22 protein-coding genes and 1 pseudogene are annotated in these 16643 nt (G+C 71.3%); 14 read left to right on the top strand and 9 right to left on the bottom strand.

What is annotated here, in order from left to right; translation table 11 throughout:
* The first annotated feature begins 6 nt into the window (after window positions 1-6).
* Both GA0070562_RS17580 and GA0070562_RS17575 read left to right on the top strand, forming a co-directional pair.
* On the top strand, window positions 7-240 hold the full coding sequence (locus tag GA0070562_RS17580; protein WP_372443323.1) for a hypothetical protein: 234 nt from the start codon (window positions 7-9) through the stop codon (window positions 238-240).
* A 26-nt stretch (window positions 241-266) separates the two neighbouring features.
* The gene (locus GA0070562_RS17575; protein WP_091422953.1) at window positions 267-476 is read left to right on the top strand and encodes a hypothetical protein; all 210 of its coding nucleotides are present in this window, start codon (window positions 267-269) and stop codon (window positions 474-476) included.
* Between the two features lie 60 nt (window positions 477-536).
* On the opposite strand, the gene GA0070562_RS17570 is transcribed toward GA0070562_RS17575, so the two are convergent.
* From GA0070562_RS17570 to GA0070562_RS17560, 3 genes are read right to left on the bottom strand one after another with little or no spacing between them, the layout of a single operon-like run.
* Window positions 537-1076, bottom strand: a complete 540-nt coding sequence (locus tag GA0070562_RS17570; protein WP_091422949.1) for a DUF1360 domain-containing protein — start codon at window positions 1074-1076, stop codon at window positions 537-539.
* A 34-nt stretch (window positions 1077-1110) separates the two neighbouring features.
* The gene (locus GA0070562_RS17565; RefSeq protein WP_030502250.1) at window positions 1111-1428 is read right to left on the bottom strand and encodes an SRPBCC family protein; all 318 of its coding nucleotides are present in this window, start codon (window positions 1426-1428) and stop codon (window positions 1111-1113) included.
* Window positions 1428-1727, bottom strand: a complete 300-nt coding sequence (locus tag GA0070562_RS17560; RefSeq protein ID WP_091422947.1) for a DUF6158 family protein — start codon at window positions 1725-1727, stop codon at window positions 1428-1430. Before GA0070562_RS17560 ends, GA0070562_RS17565 begins: the two co-directional genes overlap by 1 nt.
* Before the next feature lie 123 nt (window positions 1728-1850).
* On the opposite strand from GA0070562_RS17560, the gene GA0070562_RS17555 reads away from it, so the two are divergent.
* Complete coding sequence (locus GA0070562_RS17555; protein WP_175438776.1) at window positions 1851-2276, top strand: hypothetical protein; 426 nt, start codon at window positions 1851-1853, stop codon at window positions 2274-2276.
* 25 nt (window positions 2277-2301) lie between these two features.
* A complete protein-coding gene (locus GA0070562_RS17550) occupies window positions 2302-2631 on the top strand; it encodes a DUF3817 domain-containing protein (RefSeq protein ID WP_091422941.1) in 330 nt (109 codons plus the stop codon).
* Between the two features lie 7 nt (window positions 2632-2638).
* On the opposite strand, the gene GA0070562_RS17545 is transcribed toward GA0070562_RS17550, so the two are convergent.
* Window positions 2639-3157, bottom strand: a complete 519-nt coding sequence (locus GA0070562_RS17545; protein ID WP_091422937.1) for a DUF6232 family protein — start codon at window positions 3155-3157, stop codon at window positions 2639-2641.
* A gap of 415 nt (window positions 3158-3572) precedes the next feature.
* Here GA0070562_RS17545 and GA0070562_RS17540 point away from each other — a divergent pair, with 415 nt between their 5' ends.
* A complete protein-coding gene (locus GA0070562_RS17540) occupies window positions 3573-4538 on the top strand; it encodes a C40 family peptidase (RefSeq protein WP_091422934.1) in 966 nt (321 codons plus the stop codon).
* 72 nt (window positions 4539-4610) lie between these two features.
* On the opposite strand, the gene GA0070562_RS17535 is transcribed toward GA0070562_RS17540, so the two are convergent.
* The 3 genes from GA0070562_RS17535 to GA0070562_RS17525 form a co-directional block, all read right to left on the bottom strand.
* The gene (locus tag GA0070562_RS17535; protein ID WP_030271317.1) at window positions 4611-5600 is read right to left on the bottom strand and encodes a sigma-70 family RNA polymerase sigma factor; all 990 of its coding nucleotides are present in this window, start codon (window positions 5598-5600) and stop codon (window positions 4611-4613) included.
* Between the two features lie 470 nt (window positions 5601-6070).
* Window positions 6071-7018, bottom strand: a complete 948-nt coding sequence (gene murQ, locus GA0070562_RS17530; RefSeq protein ID WP_091422931.1) for an N-acetylmuramic acid 6-phosphate etherase — start codon at window positions 7016-7018, stop codon at window positions 6071-6073.
* Entirely contained in the window at window positions 7015-7929 is a 915-nt protein-coding gene (locus GA0070562_RS17525; RefSeq protein ID WP_091422927.1) for a MurR/RpiR family transcriptional regulator, read from the bottom strand. Before GA0070562_RS17525 ends, murQ begins: the two co-directional genes overlap by 4 nt.
* Before the next feature lie 255 nt (window positions 7930-8184).
* Here GA0070562_RS17525 and GA0070562_RS17520 point away from each other — a divergent pair, with 255 nt between their 5' ends.
* A complete protein-coding gene (locus GA0070562_RS17520; protein WP_091422924.1) occupies window positions 8185-8862 on the top strand; it encodes an SDR family NAD(P)-dependent oxidoreductase in 678 nt (225 codons plus the stop codon).
* Here the strand turns inward: GA0070562_RS17520 and GA0070562_RS17515 are convergent.
* Window positions 8847-9578, bottom strand: coding sequence for a dTMP kinase (locus GA0070562_RS17515; RefSeq protein WP_091422921.1), 732 nt, complete (start codon window positions 9576-9578; stop codon window positions 8847-8849). The genes GA0070562_RS17520 and GA0070562_RS17515 overlap by 16 nt on opposite strands.
* Before the next feature lie 150 nt (window positions 9579-9728).
* Here GA0070562_RS17515 and GA0070562_RS17510 point away from each other — a divergent pair, with 150 nt between their 5' ends.
* From GA0070562_RS17510 to GA0070562_RS17495, 5 genes and pseudogenes are all read left to right on the top strand, one after another.
* Window positions 9729-10310 (top strand): nucleotidyltransferase, encoded by a 582-nt coding sequence (locus GA0070562_RS17510; RefSeq protein WP_091422918.1) that lies wholly within the window; start codon window positions 9729-9731, stop codon window positions 10308-10310.
* Window positions 10311-10366: 56 nt separating this feature from the next.
* Window positions 10367-10576: a hypothetical protein gene (locus GA0070562_RS17505; RefSeq protein ID WP_225853111.1), complete on the top strand. Its 210-nt coding sequence runs from the start codon at window positions 10367-10369 to the stop codon at window positions 10574-10576.
* A 10-nt stretch (window positions 10577-10586) separates the two neighbouring features.
* Window positions 10587-11367, top strand: a pseudogene (locus GA0070562_RS17500) (metallophosphoesterase family protein).
* Window positions 11358-11504 carry a GPGG-motif small membrane protein gene (locus tag GA0070562_RS30290; RefSeq protein ID WP_013288160.1) on the top strand — a complete coding sequence of 49 codons (147 nt, stop codon included), beginning with the start codon at window positions 11358-11360 and terminating at the stop codon, window positions 11502-11504. The pseudogene GA0070562_RS17500 and the gene GA0070562_RS30290 overlap by 10 nt, the downstream one beginning before the upstream one ends.
* Window positions 11505-11654: 150 nt before the next feature.
* Window positions 11655-12152 (top strand): TspO/MBR family protein, encoded by a 498-nt coding sequence (locus tag GA0070562_RS17495; protein ID WP_091422908.1) that lies wholly within the window; start codon window positions 11655-11657, stop codon window positions 12150-12152.
* 43 nt (window positions 12153-12195) lie between these two features.
* Here GA0070562_RS17495 and GA0070562_RS17490 read toward each other — a convergent pair whose 3' ends face one another.
* Window positions 12196-12972: a M23 family metallopeptidase gene (locus tag GA0070562_RS17490; protein WP_091422905.1), complete on the bottom strand. Its 777-nt coding sequence runs from the start codon at window positions 12970-12972 to the stop codon at window positions 12196-12198.
* Between the two features lie 237 nt (window positions 12973-13209).
* Here GA0070562_RS17490 and GA0070562_RS17485 point away from each other — a divergent pair, with 237 nt between their 5' ends.
* The 3 genes from GA0070562_RS17485 (at window position 13210) to GA0070562_RS17475 (ending at window position 16630) form a co-directional block, all read left to right on the top strand.
* Complete coding sequence (locus GA0070562_RS17485) at window positions 13210-14550, top strand: ABC transporter substrate-binding protein (protein ID WP_091422902.1); 1341 nt, start codon at window positions 13210-13212, stop codon at window positions 14548-14550.
* A 72-nt stretch (window positions 14551-14622) separates the two neighbouring features.
* Window positions 14623-15669: a carbohydrate ABC transporter permease gene (locus GA0070562_RS17480; protein WP_091422897.1), complete on the top strand. Its 1047-nt coding sequence runs from the start codon at window positions 14623-14625 to the stop codon at window positions 15667-15669.
* Between the two features lies 1 nt (window position 15670).
* Complete coding sequence (locus GA0070562_RS17475; protein WP_091422894.1) at window positions 15671-16630, top strand: carbohydrate ABC transporter permease; 960 nt, start codon at window positions 15671-15673, stop codon at window positions 16628-16630.
* Window positions 16631-16643 lie beyond the last annotated feature (13 nt).

Below are 16643 nucleotides of genomic sequence, written 5' to 3'. Positions count from 1 at the left end.
GGGTAGGTGGTCGGCGTGACCGATGACGCGCCCGTGACCGAGCAGCCGGACACCAGGCCGCTCGACGACCTGCTCGACGACCTCTACCACGGCCAGGAGCGGATCACCCAGGCGGACATCTACCGCCGGGCGGTCGCCGCGGAACTCCCCGCGGAGCTGCTCACCCGGATCGCCGCGCTCCCCCAGGGCGAGTACGCGGCGGACGAGGCGGCCGATCTGCTGGGCGGCACGGTCGCCTGACCCCCGGAAGACGGAGAGGACGCGACATGACCGATCGCAACCCCGACCACGAGCACCTGGCGGCGCTCGGCCAGCCCCCGGAGGGCGTCGACACGCTGCCGGAGCCGGACTTCGCCAACGAGCACGACCGCACCGCTGTGGACCGGGACATCGTCACCGGGGAGGACGAGGAGGAGCGGGAGCCGGAGGCGTCGCGCGGCTGGGCCGGCGAGGACCACGGCACCACCCCCACCTGACGGTGGGCGTACGCGAAGAAGAGGGCCGGCGCGCGCGCCGGCCCTCTTCGTGTCAGTGGTTCAGTCCTCGTGGCGCCCGCCCTCGGCCGCCTGCTGGGCGACCGCGTACCCCATCTGGAGGAAGTCGGAGGCGGCCACCGCGGTCAGCGCGGTGGCGACCAGCCGGGTCAGCCGGGGCGCCAGCACCAGGCCGCCGGTGAGCCCGGTGGCCACCCAGACCGCCAGGCAGAACGGGCAGCTGACCAGCTCGCCGAGCGCGTGCCGGGTCGGGCTGCCCTCGTCGCGGACCTGCTCCATCACCTCGCCGCTGCCGATCGGGTGGTCGTAGCGGGTGAACGGCGCCCGCAGCGGGCTGGTGATCGCGTCCTTGGACAGCAGCCGGCTGAGCTTATGCGTGGCGATCGAGAGCAGCACCACGTCCGCGGGCGTGGGCCGCTCGGGCACCGGCCGGCCGGTCGCCCGGACCAGGCCGACGAGCGCGGCTGTCACACCGGCGTACGTGCCCATCGCCTTCAGGTAGCCCTCCAGCGGCCGATGCTCGTGCGGCGCGTACGCCTGGCGCAGGCGCGCCACCTTCTGCTTCAGGCCACTCCCGGTCAACCCGGCCTCCTCGTGCTCGTCGTGCGGGCCGGGCTCAACCGGCGGTCAGGTTGTCGGCCACCTCGCGGTCGAGGTTGGCCAGGATCTCGTCGGCCAGGTCGTGGTCCGGCCCGGCCAGGTCCAGCCGCACCCGGGCGCCGCCCGCGCCGGCCGGCTCCACGTCGATCTCGGCGGACCAGTCCGCCGCGCTCCACCGGGCTCGCATGTCGTCGGCGTCGACGACCTCCACGCGGCAGGTGCCGGAGTTGCGCAGCCGCTCGGGCAGCCAGGCCGAGGAGCGGTCCGGGTCGGTCGCGGTGTTGAACACCACCTCCGGCGGCGCGGACATGCCGCGCTCGGCGTGGCTGGCCATCAGGCGTCCCGCAGCCGGCTCGGGTCGACCTCCCGGCCGGGGTGCCGGGCCAGGTACTCCGTCTCCAGTTCGGCGGTGCGCCGCAGGTGGTTGGCGAGCGCCGAGTCGGTGGCGTGGCGCAGCGTGTCCAGCCGGGTGCGGTGCAGGCTCTGCATCTCCCGGACCAGGTCCTCGTCACCCAGCTCCGCGGGGTCCACCCCGAGCTGCTCGCCGTCCGCGTCGACGGTTCGGGCGTGGTCGCCGTCCCACTCCGCGACCCGCTGTTCCGGGCTCGCGTCCCGGCGTACCGATTCGGTCATCGTCGCCCCCTCGTCTCGTTCGGGCTGGCACCTGTCCGGATGCCCCGTGGGCGTGCCACCAAACCCCGCCCGGACTACGACGCCGCGTCGGAGACGCCCGGCGGCCCCGGTACTCTCGTTGGCATGAATCGGCTCTGGACACCGGCGTGGATCGTCCGCCACGTGGCCATGGTCGTGCTGGTGGCGGGTTGCCTCGGCATGGGCTGGTGGCAGGTCACCCGCGCCGCCGGGGGGAACGCGATCAGCTTCGGTTACGCGATCGAGTGGCCGGTGTTCGCCGGTTTCGTGATCTTCGTCTGGTGGCGTGAGGTCCGTCAGACGCTGCGCGCCGCCGACCCGGCCGCGGCGGAGGACACCGCGCCGTCGGCCGGTGCCGCGCCGTCGGTGACCGTCCCCGCCACCCCGGCGGTACGCCGGCCGGTGCGCGTCGTGCGGGTGCCGGCCGCACCGGCCGACGGGGCGGACGACGCCGAGCTGGCCGCGTACAACAGCTACCTATCCTGGTTGAACGCCAATCCGGGCGCCCGGCCCGGCGACTATCCCGGCTGAGGCCGGTGCGGAAGGACGGACGACGGTGGGCGGAGCCTTTACCCGGTACCGCGTGATCGCCTGGATCGTGGGCGTGGCGCTCGTGGTGCTGGTCCTGATCGGCATGCCGCTGAAGTACGGCTTCGACAACCCGAGCGTGGTGGCCGTGGTCGGCGTGGCGCACGGCTGGCTGTACATGCTCTATCTGGCGCTCACGTTCGACCTGTCCCGCCGGGCGAACTGGCCGCTGAAGCGGATGCTGCTGGTGATGCTCGCCGGCACCGTGCCGTTCGTCTCGTTCTACGCCGAGCGGCGGGTGAGCCACTGGGTGGCCGCCGAGAGCCGCCCGCGTACGCCCGAGCCGGTCGCCGGCTGACCGCCGCTCACCGGGCCGGCCGCCACGGCTCGGCCGCCGGCGGGTCGGCCCAGCCGCCCAGGCGCGCCGCCTCCCGGGCCCGCGCCAGGGCGCGGGCGACCTGGCCGAACTGCCGCTCGTCGTCGCTGCTGAACAGCAGCACCTCGGTGCCCCGCACCCGCCCCCACAGTTCGTGCGCCGGGGGCCGCACGCGGTCGCCGATCAGGACGAGCAGCAGCGGCACCAGCCCGACCGCGCCGAGCATGAGGTACGCCCCGGCGGTGAGCCGGTGCAGGCCGCCGGTGAAGCCGATCAGCAGGCCGACCGCGGCGATCATCGCGGCGGACACGGCGACGGCCCGGATCGCGAGCCGGTCGTGCGGCCCACGGTCGGTCCGGAGCCGGGTGATCTCGGCAACCGGCCAGCTGTTGCGGCCAACGGTGAAGCTCTCGGCGGTGACGACGATGCCGGGCCGGGCGTAGAGCAGCCTGGGTGCGGCCGGTCGCGGCGAGCGGGGCGGCTGGGTGGCGGAGCGGTCGGTCTGCACGGCGGCCTCCCGGGAGCAGGGATCCCGTGGTGGGATTTCCCGTCCGGGCTCCATTGTGTTGGCCTCGCGCCACCTGACCTCGGGGTTTCGGGGGTCGCGAGGGTCGACGGCCCGGCCGTGCCCGCCGGAAACAGAGAACGATTTCCGCCTTTGTCGTGACTTTGCCTGGCGTTGCCTGGCGACATCCGCCCAGAACGACGAATCGGGCGAGTCACCTCATCCACCCACCGGCTCCCCCTCGTCACTTTCCGCCACTTTGCCAACTTTCGCCCCTGCTTGAACTCCCGGCTACTGCGATCACGGGTTAGGTTGTCCAGGTCGGCCCGGTCGACAGCCGTCCACTCGGACGGCCCCGGGCCGGTGTCGCCGGGTCGCGAACGCGCCCGGCGACCGGTGGGAGAGGAGCTTTCCGCTCTTGTCGTCCTTACGGATGCTGCTCCGCTCGCTGGCGGTGGCCGGCCTCTCGGCCGCGCTGCTCGCCCCGGCGCAGGTGGCCCGGGCCGAGCCCACCCCCGCCGAGCTGACGAAGCAGATCGAGAAGTCCTCGACTGAGCTGGAGCGAATCGTCGAGTCCTACAACAAGCTCAACGAGGACATCAAGGCCAACAAGGCCACCGCGGCCAAGTTGGAGGCCCGGATCGGGCCGTTGCAGGAACAGGCCGAACGCAGCCGCGCCGACGTGGGCGTGCTGGCTGCGACGGCGTACAAGACCGGTGGCATGCGCACCGCGGCGGCCCTGCTGGACCCGGGCGGCCAGGCCACGCTGCCGGAGCGGCTGGGCACGCTCGACCAGCTCACCCGCCAGCGGCAGCGCACCATCAACAGCTTCACGGCCGACCAGCAGCGGCTGATCGACCAGAAGACCGCGCTGGACGTCACGCTCGCCCGGGAGGCGGCACAGGCCAAGCAGCTCAAGTCCGCGAAGACGCGGATCGAGGCGGACCTGTCCGACCTCTACGAGATGCGGCGCAAGGCGTACGGGCGGGCCAACGAGGCGCCCGGCAACCCCAGTTCGGCGGGCAAGCCCCCGGCCGTCTCCGGCGACGCCGGAGTGGCGGTGCGGTACGCCTACGGCGCGGTCGGCAAGCCCTACGGCTACGCCCAGGACGGTCCCGGCAGCTACGACTGCTCCGGTCTGACGCTCGCCGCGTGGCGGGCGGCCGGGAAGTCGCTGCCGCACAGCGCGGCACGGCAGTGGCACGCCACCACGCGGATCAGCCGCAGCGAGCTGCAGCCGGGTGACCTGGTGTTCTACTCCGGGCTCGGGCACGTGGCGCTCTACGTCGGCAACGGCCAGATCATCGACGCGCCCAGCGCCGGACGCAACGTCAGCAAGCGCGGCATGAACATCATGTCGATCGCCGGCTACGGCCGGGTCTGAGCACGGCGAAGACGGCGAACGGCCGGCGTCCCCCTGTCGGACGCCGGCCGTTCGCCGTTCATTGTTACCAGGTCAGGCCGCCTGGAGCCCTTCCGCGCGAGCCAGCTCACGCAGCCGCCCGAGGGCCTGGATCTCCAGCTGGCGGATGCGCTCGCGGGACAGCGAGAACCGCGACGCGACCTCGGTCAGCGAGTGCTCACGCCCGTCCTCCAGGCCGTACCGGGCCCGCATGATGCCGGCGGAACGGTCGTCGAGGTGGTTGAGCAGACCCTCGATCCGCTGCCGCTCCAGACCGGTGAGCACGATCTCCTCCGGCGAGGGCGCGTCACTGTCGGCGACCAGGTCACCGAGGTTGGTGTCGCCGTCGTCGCCCACCGGGGTGTCCAGCGAGACGGTGTCCTGCGACCAGCGGACCAGCTCGTTGACCCGCTCGACGGTCACGCCGAGCGCGGTCGCGATCTGCTCCGGCTCCGGGTCGCCGCCCAGCTCACGGGTGAGCTGCCGGGCCACGTTGCGCATCCGGTTGACGTCCTCGACCAGGTGCACGGGCAGCCGTACGGTCCGCTCCTGCTGGGCGATCGCCCGGCTGATGGCCTGGCGGATCCACCAGGTCGCGTAGGTGGAGAACTTGAAGCCCCGCTCGTAGTCGAACTTCTCGACCGCCCGGACCAGGCCGGTGTTGCCCTCCTGGATCAGGTCCAGCATGGGCATGCCGGAGCGCACGTAGCGCCGGGCGATCGACACGACCAGTCGCAGGTTCGCGCGGATGAACAGGTCCTTCGCGCGCTCACCCTCGACGACCAGCCGCTCCAGGTCCTCCCGGTCGACGCCGTCGGGGATCCGATCCTCGTCGAGCAGGTGCTCGGCGTAGAGGCCCGCCTCGATCGCCTTGGAGAGGTCGACCTCCCGGGCGGCGTCGAGCAGCGGCGTCCGGGAGATCTCGTGCAGGTAGACGCCGACCAGGTCCCGCTCCTCGGCGACCTCGTCGGTACGCATGCCGATGTTCTTGTCCACGATTGCCACGGTCCCCTCGCTCGCGCCGGTTGCCCGGTTCCTTGCCATCCCCACGTTCATCAGCCCTCCCCGTAACCTCCGCTGTGCCCGTAGGTGCTGACACCTACACAACAGATGTGACGCGTCGGGGATTCCATGTCGTGAGTCGAAACTGTCACGAATGCCTGAGTAGTAGCTGAGAGCCCGGTCCATGTTTCCTGTTACCGGCCCGGTTCGGGCGGCTCGCGGGCACCGTTCTCGGCGCACACCGGAGCTGCGAAATCGCCGTTCGCCCATGGAATGGCACCATTGCCTGTTCCATGAACACAGCGAGCCGCGTCACCGAGTCGTTGCGATCCTGGTCACTGCGAGATACGCGTCTGCGGACCGGTCGGTTCAGCCATGCTCAAGGATTACCCTCCGCCTCGTTGAACAATCCGGGCGGGAGGAGTCGTCCCCTCCCTGCACGTGATACGCGTCGCACCCGCCGGGCGGATGCGCCGGGCGGGTGGATCGGGCGGGACGGAGGGCCGGAACCCTCAGGAGGCGAGCAGTTCGAGCGCGCCGCGTACCTGATGGGCGGAGCGGGCCAGCGCGGCCCTGGCGGCCGGCACCTCGGCGCCGGAGACCAGCGCGACGAGCGCGGTCTTGAGGTCGCCGTCGGCCTCCCGCAGGGCGACCCGGCACACCTCCTCGGCGCAGCCGGTGGCCTCCATCAGGATCGAGATCATGCGGCCGCGCAGTTTGGCGTTGGTGGCCACCATGTCGATCATCAGATTCGAGTAGACCCGTCCCAGACGCACCATCACGGCCGTGGAGAACGTGTTGAGCACCAGCTTCTGCGCCGTGCCGGCCTTCATCCGGGTCGACCCGGTGACCACCTCCGGTCCGGTGTCCACCCCGATGAAGACGTCCACCGACGCGGCGGCCTCGGCCTCCGGATTCGCGCAGAGCAGCACGGTACCGGCACCCTGCGCCCGGGACGCGGCGAGCGCCCCGAGGACGTACGGGGTGCGCCCGCTGGCCGCCAGGCCCACCACGAGGTCGCCGGGGCGTACACACTCGGCGGCCTCGGCGGCGCCGGCGCGCTCGTCGTCCTCGGCGTCCTCGACGGCGCGCCACATGGCGTCCGGGCCGCCTGCGAGGTGCGAGCAGAACCAGTGCCGGGGCGAGTTGAACGTGGGCGCCAGCTCGGCCGCGTCGAGCACGCCGAGGCGACCGGAGGTGCCGGCGCCGAAGTAGTGCACGCGGTGCCCGTCGCGCAGCGCGGCCACGGCCAGGTCGACTGTCTCGGCGATCTCGTCCAGCACCGCGGCGACCGCGGCCGGCACCCGCCGGTCCGCTTCGTTGATCACGGTGAGCACGTCCCGGGTGGACATCAGGTCGAGGTCGAGGCTGTGCGGGTTGCGCCGCTCGGTGGGCGCGCCGACGCGCACCACCGGTCGTACCGCCGCCACGCCGTCGCGCTCCGCCCGGCCCGCCGTCATCCCCGCCTCCGCCCGGGACCGACCCGGTGCGACTGGACCGCCTGGGCGGTGGCCTCCAGGGCCTTCTTGGTCCGGGCCCGGCTGCGGGCGGCCACCCCGACGAAGAGGCAGTCGACCACTGTGAGCTGGGCGAGCCGGCTGGCCGTCGCGCCGGAGCGGTATGTCGTCTCCCGGGCGGCCGTGGTGAGCACGTGGTCCGCGACCTCGGTGATCGGCGAGCGCGGGAAGTTGGTCAGTGCCACGGTGGTGGCGCCGCGCGCCCGCGCCTGCTCCAGCACCTCGATGACGTCGGACGTGGTGCCGGTGTGCGAGATGCCGACCGCCACGTCACCGCGGCCCAGAAGGGCGGCGGAGGTGAGCGCGGTGTGCACGTCCGGGAAGTAGAACGCGATGCGGCCGATGCGGTGCAGCTTCTGCTGGAAGTCGGAGGCGACGAAACCGCTGGCGCCCGCGCCGTAGACGTCGATCCGGCCGGCCGCGCCGATCGCCTCGACCACCTGCTCGCAGACCGCCGGGTCGAGCTGCTCGGCGGTCTCCTCCACGGCCCGGGCGTCGTTGAACGCGATCGTGGCGATGATCTGGGCGAGGTCGGCGCCCGGCGGGATGTCGCCGCCGACCACGCGCGCGTCCGGCGGCTCGACCCGGCGGGCGGCCTCGGCGGCGAGCCGGATCCGCAGCTGGGGGTAGCCGTCCATGCCGACCGAGCGGCAGAAGCGGATCACTGTCGCCTCGGACGTCTCGGCGGCGGTGGCGAGGTCGGTGATCGTACGCCGGGCCGCGTCCGCCGGATCGGCGACGACCAGCCGGGCCACCCGCTGTTCGGCCGGGGACAGCGAGGGCAGCAGGCCGCTGATGTGGACGATCAGTCCACCGTGCTCGTGACTCGCAGAAATCTTCGGACTCTTCGCCACGGATGAAACTTACTTTCACGAGGCGTGAGCGTCAACCATGACACCGCGTATCGGGAAATTTACTGTCTTCCGGGCCCGCCCGAGCCAAGGATCCCATTGTCGCAGCCCTACCGCCTCATCCGCTCCGGTCGAGTCACTCCTGCCGCCCGACGTGCCGGTCCACCGTCGCGCGGCGGGGCCTGCCTGGTCGGCCTCGACCCGACGGGCCGGACGGCCCACCGCCCCGCCGGCGGGGCGGTTGGCTAGCGTGTGTCCATGACGGAACGCACGGTGCTGGTGACCGGAGGCACGGGTGGGCTCGGCGGCGCGGTCACCGCCGCCTTCCTCGACGCCGGCTGGCGGGTGGTCGTACCCCGGCGGGAGGCCGGGACGGACGACGGCCCGGTCCGGGTCGTGGCCGACCTGCTGACGGCCGAGGGGGCCGCGCGGGCGGTCGAGGCGGCGACCGCCGAGCCGGCCGCGCCGCTGCGCGCGGTGGTCAACCTCGTCGGCGGGTACGCGGCCGGCGGTCTGGTGCACGAGACCCCGGTCGACGACTTCGAGCAGATGCTGCGGCTCAACCTGCGGCCGACGTACCTGGTCACCCACGCGGCGCTGCCGCACCTCATGGCGTCCGGCGACGGCGCGGTGGTCTGCGTCTCGGCCCGGGCGGCGGTCTCGCCGTTCCCCGGCGCCTCCGGCTACGCCACCGGCAAGGCCGCGGTGCGGGCGTTCGCCGAAACGGTGGCGGTCGAGTACCGGCAGCGCGGAGTGCGGTGCAACACGGTGCTGCCGAGCGTCATCGACACCCCGGCCAACCGCGCCGCGCAGCCCGACGCCGACCACGGGCGCTGGGTGCCGCCGGCCGAGATCGCCGAGGTGATCCGCTTTCTGGCCTCCCCCGAGTCCGCGCCCACCAGCGGCGCGAGCATCCCGGTCTACGGGCGGGCCTGAACCGGCACCGGCCCGTCCCGCCCGGCGCCACCGGCCGGGCGGCGCGGGCCGGCCGGAGCCGGGCCGGGACCGGTGGACGGGTCGTCGGGCAGCCACTCGCTCAGGTGCGCCCGGATCCGGCGGGCCACCTCCTCCGGCGGGCCGTTGCCGTCCACCACCACGAAGCCGGCGTACTCCGGCAGCCCTCGGTAGGCGGCGGCCGCGGCGGTCAGCCACTCCATCGTCTCGTGGTCGGTGCCGCGCCGCTCGATCCGGCGGTACGCCTCGGCGGGGTCGACGGTGAGCAGGAACGTCACCCGGGGCGCCGGGAAGATCCGGTACCCGGCCCGGGCCAGCCGCTCCCACCGCTGCCCGCCGTGCGCCCGGATGCTGGCGTACTGACAGGCGGACCACCTGTCCATCACCGCCGTCCGGCCGGTCACCAGGCAGCTGAGCAGCGCGAGCGCGATGGCCAGCCACCGCAGCACCGACTCGACCACGAGCAGGCCGTCGCGCCCGACGAGCCGCTGCGCGTCCGGACGGCCGACCCGCTGGGCGACGCGGCCGAGCCAGCGGCGGCCACCGGCGTTGCGGTGGTACGTGGCGGGACGGCCGGCGGCGGTGAGCGCCTGGGCGAGCCGGTGGGCCTGGGTGGTCTTACCTGAGCCGTCGATGCCGATCAGGGCGACGGTGCGCAGTCGGGCCCTGCCCCGCCGCGTCCGCAGTGAGCTGGCCACCCTCCCGAGGTTATCCGACCGATGCTCACACGAGCCCGTATGTCGCCTTCCTGCCCTGACGGGCCGATCGCGCCACAACAGGTGTGACCGGAGCGTCCGCCGGGTACGCATCGTGGTCCCACCGCACATATGACGACGAGGGAGCCGCAGATGGCCGAGCGCGGGGACGAGACCCTGGTGCACACGTTGAAGAAGGTCGCCGCCGTGCTCAAGCAGTCCGAGATCCCGTTCGCGCTCGGTGGCAGCTTCGCGGTGTACGCGCACGGCGGCCACTCCAGCGATCACGACGTGGACTTCCTGCTCCGCGAGGCGGACGTCGACCGGGCGCTGGAGGCGCTGGTCGAGGCCGGCTTCACGGCCGAGCGCCCGCCGGAGGACTGGCTGGTCAAGGTCTACGACGAGGACCGGATGGTGGACCTGATCCACCGGCCGGTGGAGACACCGGTCACCGCGGAGACGTTCGCCGACACGATCGTGCGCCCGGTCGACGCGATCCACATGCCGGTGCTCTCGGCCAGCCAGCTCATGGTGCACAAGCTGCTCAGCTTCTCCCAGCACTACTGCGACTTCGCCCGCGCCCTGCCGCTGGCCCGTTCGCTGCGGGAACAGATCGACTGGGAACGGGTACGGAAGGAGACGCAGCACTCGCCGTACGCGGAGGCGTTCCTGGTGCTGCTCGACCGGCTGGACGTGCTGCCCGGCGGCGCGCCCGGCGGAAGGGAGACCCTGTGACCGGCCTGTCCGGCGACGTTCCCCCCGACGAGTACGTCGAGGCGGAGATCCAGAGCATGCTGGCCGAGGACCCGACCGTGGCCGAGCAGGGCATCACCGTGGTGCGGCGGGAGAACGGGCTGGTGCTCTACGGCGAGGTGGAGAGCCCGCACCGGCGGGAGGAGATCCTGCGGCGGGTGGCCGAGCGCTTCCCGGACACGCCCGTGACGAGCGACATCGGGGTGATCCGTACGCAGGCGCCCACCCAGGTCGAGGAGTTGCCGTGAGGGAGGTTCGATGGTGATCCGGATCGCCGCCGTGGGCGACGTGCATCTGGACGAGGACGTGGTGGGCCGGTTCCGCCCGGCGCTGGAGGAGCTGCCCGGCTGCGCCGACGTGCTGCTGCTCGCCGGTGACCTGACGCGGCACGGCACCGAGGCCGAGGCGCGGTGCGTGGCCCGGGAGTTCGGCGACCTCGGCGTACCGGTGATCACCGTGCTCGGCAACCACGACCACCAGTGCGACGAGGTGCCGCAGGTGGTGAAGGTGCTGGAGGACGCCGGGATCACGGTGCTGGAGGGCACGGGCGTCGTGGTGGACACGCCCGGCGGGCGGCTCGGCGTGGCCGGCGTGAAGGGGTTCGGCGGCGGGTTCGCCGGACGGTGCGCCAGCGACTTCGGCGAGCCGGAGATGAAGGCGTTCGTGCGGACCACCCGGGAGAGCGCCGACGCGCTCGCCGACGCGCTGCTCTCGCTGGAGTGCGACGCGCTCGTCGCGCTCACCCACTACTCCCCCGTGCCGGACACGCTGGCCGGCGAGCCGCTGGAGATCTACCCGTTCCTCGGCTGCTACCAGCTCGGCCAGGCGATCGACTCCGCACCCACCGCGCTGGCGCTGCACGGGCACGCCCACCACGGGACCGAGCGCGGCACCACACCGGGCGGGGTACGGGTCCGCAACGTGGCCCACCCGGTGATCAAACAGGCGTACAGCGTCTTCCACCTGGGCGGTGATCAGCTCGACTGAGGGGGAGGTTTCCGGTATCGGGCGCACGGGTATTCAGCCGACATGGAGCTGATTCTCTGGATTCTCGCAGTCGTACTGGTGGTCGCCGGAATTCTCGCCCTGTTCCGCCGGCAGATCCTCTGGGGCATCGTCCTCATCGTCGTCGGCCTGCTGGTCGGCCCGGGTGGCGTCAGCATCTTCAACACGTAACAGCGATTCCGTATCCGCCGGGGTCACCGGGGCCCGGGCGTTCCGTCCTGCCGACCGGAGCGTCCGGGCCGGGTGACCCCGGCTTCTCCGCGTCCGGGTCCGGGGGCGTGACGGCGTTTGCCGGGCCGGTCGAGCGGAAACATCTCGACCATGGAGATGTCGCAGAGTGTCACCCGGCGTACGGCCGGTGCCCGCAAGTGGTGGGCGCTGCTCGGCTTCGGCGCCGCCACCTTCGCCGCCGCAGCCATCGGCGGGCTGGGCGTCCAGGGCACCTCCGCCGAGTACCAGGGCCTGGAGCAGCCCGACTGGGCGCCGCCGTCGTGGCTGTTCGGCCCGGTCTGGACCGTGCTCTACGTGCTCATCGCGATCGCCGGCTGGCTGGTCTGGCGCCGTGCCGGGTTCGGTCCCGCGCTCTGGGCCTGGGTCGTCCAGCTCGTGCTGAACGCGATCTGGACCCCGCTGTTCTTCGGCGCCGGGGCCTACGGGCTGGCGTTCGCCGAGATCGTGCTGATGTGGCTGGCGATCGCTGTGACAGTGGCCCTGTTCCGGCGCGTCTCCCGGCCGGCCACGCTGCTGATGCTGCCGTACTGGGCCTGGGTGACGTTCGCGTCCGCGCTGAACTTCGCCGTGTGGCGGCTGAACTCCTGACCGGTACGGGCGCGAGGGCCGCTCGCCCCCGCGCCCGCCGGGCTCAGCAGCGGGGTACGCCGGGGATGTATCCGTCGTACCCGGTGTAGACGTAGGCGTCGGAGATGAACCGGCCGGAGCCGATCCGGTCCCAGATCGAGCTGGTGCCGTACGTGCCGCTGACGCTGGTGCCGCTGGTCTGGCACTGGATGGTCACCTTCGCCCCGTCGGCCACCGTGCCGACCGAGCTGTAGCCGGTGCCGGGGCCGGAGCGGACCGTCAGCGGGGAGCCGGCCGTGTTGACGGTGCCCTCGCCGGTGTTCGTCCCGCCGCAGCCGTTGTCGCTGGTGTAGTTCTTGGTGCCCCAGTAGAGCGCCTGAACCCCGTTGAACTTGATCTTCACGGAGCTGCCGTCGATGCGCTGCTCGTAGTGCAGGTGCGGGCCGGTGGAGCCGCCGGTCGTGCCGACGTAGCCGATCACCCGGCCGTAGCCGACGGTCTGCCCGACGGAGACGTTGAAGGCGTTCAGGTGGGCGTAGTACGTGGTGTGACCGCCGCCGTGATTGATCCGGACGTACTTGCCGTAGCTGGTGTCGCCGAGGTTGGTGACCACGTCCACGGTGCCGGGCGCGCTGGCCACCACCGGGTCGCCCAGGTCGTCGGTGCGGTTGAAGTCGATCGCGTTGGCCGGGCTGTGGTTGGTCCGGGTCTGACCGGACCAGGACTGGTTGCACGGGAACGGGACCTTGAAGGTCGGCGCGGCCATCGCCGGCGCGGCCGGCACGAGGGTCGCCGCCAGGACCGCCGCGGTCGCCCCGAGGGCGAGCCATCGCTTACGCATCCACTGCCTCCGATGTTGAAAGTCTTCAATGTGATGCGGACATCCTGACAGAAAGTTCCGTTCCCGGGAAGATTCGTGGGAGCGCACCCACCACCGCTGGTCAGGGTTTCGGGATTGTTACCGGCCCGTGTCCGGCCAGGGGTGGACCCGACACGATGCAAGCGCTTACATGTGAGGACGACCATCGGACCGGCGCGGGTTCGATCCCCCCACGCGCCGGCAAGGAAGGAGATCGGCATGGCGTTTGCCAGATCGCGCCAGGCGCTCGCGGTCGCCGGCGTCCTGGGGCTGGCGCTCGGCGTCGCCGCCTGCGGCACCGGCAACGACAAGAAGAGCGGCAACGCGGGCTCGGCCGAGTGCGGCGCATATGAGAAGTACGAGGGTCACGACGGCAAGAAGGTGACCATCTACTCCTCGATCCGTGACATCGAGGACGAGCGCCTCCAGCAGTCCTGGAAGGAGTTCGAGGACTGCACCGGAATCGAGATCGACCACGAGGGCTCCGGCGAGTTCGAGGCCCAGCTGCCCGTGCGGGTGGACGGCGGCAACGCCCCCGACCTCGCCTTCATCCCGCAGCCGGGTCTGCTGAAGCGGTTCGTCGACGCGGGCAAGCTCAAGCCGGTCGGCGCCGACACCAAGGCGATGGCCGAGCAGAACTACTCCGCCGACTGGCTGAAGTACAGCACCGTCAACGGCCAGCTCTACGGCGCCCCGCTCGGCTCGAACGTGAAGTCCTTCGTGTGGTACTCGCCGAAGACCTTCAAGGAGAAGGGCTGGACGGTCCCCACCACGTGGGACGACATGATCAAGCTCTCCGACCAGATCGCGGCCAGCGGCACCAAGCCGTGGTGCGCCGGCATCGAGTCCGGTGACGCCACCGGCTGGCCGGCCACCGACTGGATCGAGGACGTGCTGCTGCGTACCGGCGGCCCGGACGTCTACGACAAGTGGACCACCCACGAGATCCCGTTCAACGACCCGCAGGTGGCCGACGCGCTCAACCGGGCCGGCACCATCCTGAAGAACGAGAAGTACGTCAACGGCGGCTTCGGCGGCGTGAAGAGCATCGCCACCACCTCGTTCCAGGAGGGCGGCACGCCCATCACCGCCGGCAAGTGCGCGCTGCACCGCCAGGCGTCCTTCTACGCCAACCAGTGGCCGCAGGGCACCAAGGTGGCCGAGGACGGCGACGTCTTCGCGTTCTACTTCCCGGCCATCGACCCGTCGAAGGGCAAGCCGGTGCTCGGCGGCGGCGAGTTCGTCGGCGCGTTCGCCGACCGTCCCGAGGTCCAGGCGGTGCAGACCTACCTGGCCTCCGGCGAGTACGCCAACAGCCGCGCCAAGATCGGTGACTGGGTCTCCGCGAACAAGAAGCTGGACCTGAACAACGTCCCGAACCCGGTGGACAAGCTCTCCGTGGGCATCCTCCAGGACGAGAAGACGGTCTTCCGCTTCGACGGCTCGGACCTGATGCCGGCCGCGGTCGGCGCCGGCACCTTCTGGAAGGGCATGGTGGCCTGGATCAACGGCAAGGACACCACCGCCGTCCTGAACGACATCGAGGGCAGCTGGAAGTGATCTAGCGGGTGGCCCGGTCCGGTTCCCCCGGACCGGGCCACCTCTGCTAGCCGAACCCTTGAGGGAGGGTCGATGGAGTTCGACTTCGCGGCGGAGCAGCCGAAGTTCCTCATGCTGATGTACGGGCTGATCGCCTTCGTCGCGGTGGTGGGCGGGCTGCTCCTGCTCCTCGACGTGGTGCCGTCGTTCTTCGCCCGGCGCCGGGAGGCACAGCTGGTCGCGGCCTCGGCCAGCGGCGCGCCGCTGCCCCGCCGGCGCAAGCAGGGCGAAGGCGCGTTCGCGTTCTTCTTCCTGTTGCCGACGCTGCTGCTGCTCGCCATCGGGCTGGTGGTCCCCGCCATCCGCACCACGCTGCTCTCCTTCATGGACTCCGGCAGCAATGACTGGGTGGGCCTGGACAACTACCGCTGGATGTTCGCCGAGGACTCGATCGTCCGGGTCCTGATCAACACGCTGATCTGGGTGCTCCTGGTGCCGCTGGTGGCAACCGGGTTCGGCCTGATCTACGCGGTCCTGGTGGACAAGGCCCGGTTCGAGGCGGTGGCCAAGTCCCTGATCTTCCTGCCGATGGCGATCTCGTTCGTCGGTGCCTCCATCATCTGGAAGTTCGTCTACGCCTACCGGGGCGAGGGCGACCAGATCGGCCTGCTCAACCAGATCGTGGTGAGCCTGGGCGGCGAGCCGAAGCAGTGGCTGCTGGACTCGCCACTCAACACGTTCCTGCTCATCGTGATCATGGTGTGGATCCAGGCCGGTTTCGCGATGGTGGTGCTCTCCGCCGCGATCAAGGCCATCCCGGCCGACATCGTCGAGGCGGCCCGGCTGGACGGCACCACCCCGTGGCAGATGTTCTGGCGGATCACCATGCCGAGCATCCGGCCGGCGCTGATCGTCGTGGTGGTGACGCTGTCCATCGCGACGCTCAAGGTCTTCGACATCGTCCGGACCGCCACGAACGGCAACTACGACACGAACGTGATCGCGACCGAGATGTACAACCAGGCGTTCCGCTACCAGGAGAACGGTCAGGGCTCGGCACTGGCGGTGTTCCTGTTCATCCTGGTGATCCCGATCGTGATCTACCAGATCCGCAACCTGCGCAAGCAGCGGGAGGGCTGAGATGACCACCGCCACGCCCACCGTCGGAGTCGGCGCCCAGGCCACCGAGCCGACCACCCGGGGCGCCCGGGTGCGCAAGCGCCTGAACAGCCGTACCGCCACGCTCGTGTCGATCGTGATCGCGGTGCTCTGGACGATCCCGACCTTCGGCCTGTTCATCTCCTCGATCCGGCCGGAGAACGAGATCAAGACCACCGGGTGGTGGACGTTCTTCAGCAACCCGCAGATCACGCTGGAGAACTACCAGGAGGTGCTGTTCAGCCGGGGCTCGTCCGGGCAGCTGGCCAGCTACTTCATCAACTCGCTGGCGATCACCATCCCCTCGGTGCTCTTCCCGCTGGCCTTCGCGTCGCTCGCCGCGTACGCGCTGGCGTGGATGAACTTCAAGGGGCGGGACTGGGTCTACATCGGGATCTTCGCGCTCCAGATCGTGCCGTTGCAGATGGCCCTGGTGCCGCTGCTGCGGTTCTTCTCCACCGGCGTCACGGTCGCCGGCGTGCAGATCATGCCCGCGTGGGACCTGGTCGACGAGCAGAAGTTCGCCCAGGTGTGGTTCGCGCACACCTGCTTCGCGCTTCCGTTCGCCGTGTTCCTGCTGCACAACTTCATCTCGCAGCTCCCCGGCGACCTGATGGAGGCGGCCCGGGTCGACGGGGCCACCCACCCGAAGATCTTCCGCACCATCGTGCTGCCGCTGATCACGCCCGCGCTGGCGGCGTTCGGCATCTTCCAGTTCCTCTGGGTCTGGAACGACCTGCTGGTCGCGCTGATCTTCGCCGGTGGCGGCGACGAGACCGCCCCGATGACCGTCCGGCTCGCGGAGCTGGCCGGCACCCGGGGCAACGAGTGGCAGCGGCTGACGGCCGGCGCGTTCGTGTCGATCGTCGTACCGCTGGTCGTGTTCCTGTCCCTCCAGCGCTTCTTCGTGCGAGGTCTGCTCGCCGGCAGCGTCAAGGGTTGATCCGGCGCCCCGC

Source organism: Micromonospora tulbaghiae, from assembly GCF_900091605.1.
Taxonomy (GTDB): Bacteria; Actinomycetota; Actinomycetes; order Mycobacteriales; family Micromonosporaceae; genus Micromonospora; species Micromonospora tulbaghiae.
This window is presented reverse-complemented; position numbering and strand designations above follow the sequence as displayed.

Coding starts and splice junctions, on each gene's coding strand:
- GA0070562_RS17575 (WP_091422953.1), top strand. CDS start 267: ATGACCGATCGCAACCCCGACCACGAGCACCTGGCGGCGCTCGGCCAG.
- GA0070562_RS17565 (WP_030502250.1), bottom strand. CDS start 1,428: ATGGCCAGCCACGCCGAGCGCGGCATGTCCGCGCCGCCGGAGGTGGTG.
- GA0070562_RS17560 (WP_091422947.1), bottom strand. CDS start 1,727: ATGACCGAATCGGTACGCCGGGACGCGAGCCCGGAACAGCGGGTCGCG.
- GA0070562_RS17555 (WP_175438776.1), top strand. CDS start 1,851: ATGAATCGGCTCTGGACACCGGCGTGGATCGTCCGCCACGTGGCCATG.
- GA0070562_RS17535 (WP_030271317.1), bottom strand. CDS start 5,600: ATGGCAAGGAACCGGGCAACCGGCGCGAGCGAGGGGACCGTGGCAATC.
- murQ (WP_091422931.1), bottom strand. CDS start 7,018: ATGACGGCGGGCCGGGCGGAGCGCGACGGCGTGGCGGCGGTACGACCG.
- GA0070562_RS17520 (WP_091422924.1), top strand. CDS start 8,185: ATGACGGAACGCACGGTGCTGGTGACCGGAGGCACGGGTGGGCTCGGC.
- GA0070562_RS17510 (WP_091422918.1), top strand. CDS start 9,729: ATGGCCGAGCGCGGGGACGAGACCCTGGTGCACACGTTGAAGAAGGTC.
- GA0070562_RS17505 (WP_225853111.1), top strand. CDS start 10,367: ATGCTGGCCGAGGACCCGACCGTGGCCGAGCAGGGCATCACCGTGGTG.
- GA0070562_RS30290 (WP_013288160.1), top strand. CDS start 11,358: ATGGAGCTGATTCTCTGGATTCTCGCAGTCGTACTGGTGGTCGCCGGA.
- GA0070562_RS17495 (WP_091422908.1), top strand. CDS start 11,655: ATGGAGATGTCGCAGAGTGTCACCCGGCGTACGGCCGGTGCCCGCAAG.
- GA0070562_RS17490 (WP_091422905.1), bottom strand. CDS start 12,972: ATGCGTAAGCGATGGCTCGCCCTCGGGGCGACCGCGGCGGTCCTGGCG.
- GA0070562_RS17485 (WP_091422902.1), top strand. CDS start 13,210: ATGGCGTTTGCCAGATCGCGCCAGGCGCTCGCGGTCGCCGGCGTCCTG.
- GA0070562_RS17480 (WP_091422897.1), top strand. CDS start 14,623: ATGGAGTTCGACTTCGCGGCGGAGCAGCCGAAGTTCCTCATGCTGATG.
- GA0070562_RS17475 (WP_091422894.1), top strand. CDS start 15,671: ATGACCACCGCCACGCCCACCGTCGGAGTCGGCGCCCAGGCCACCGAG.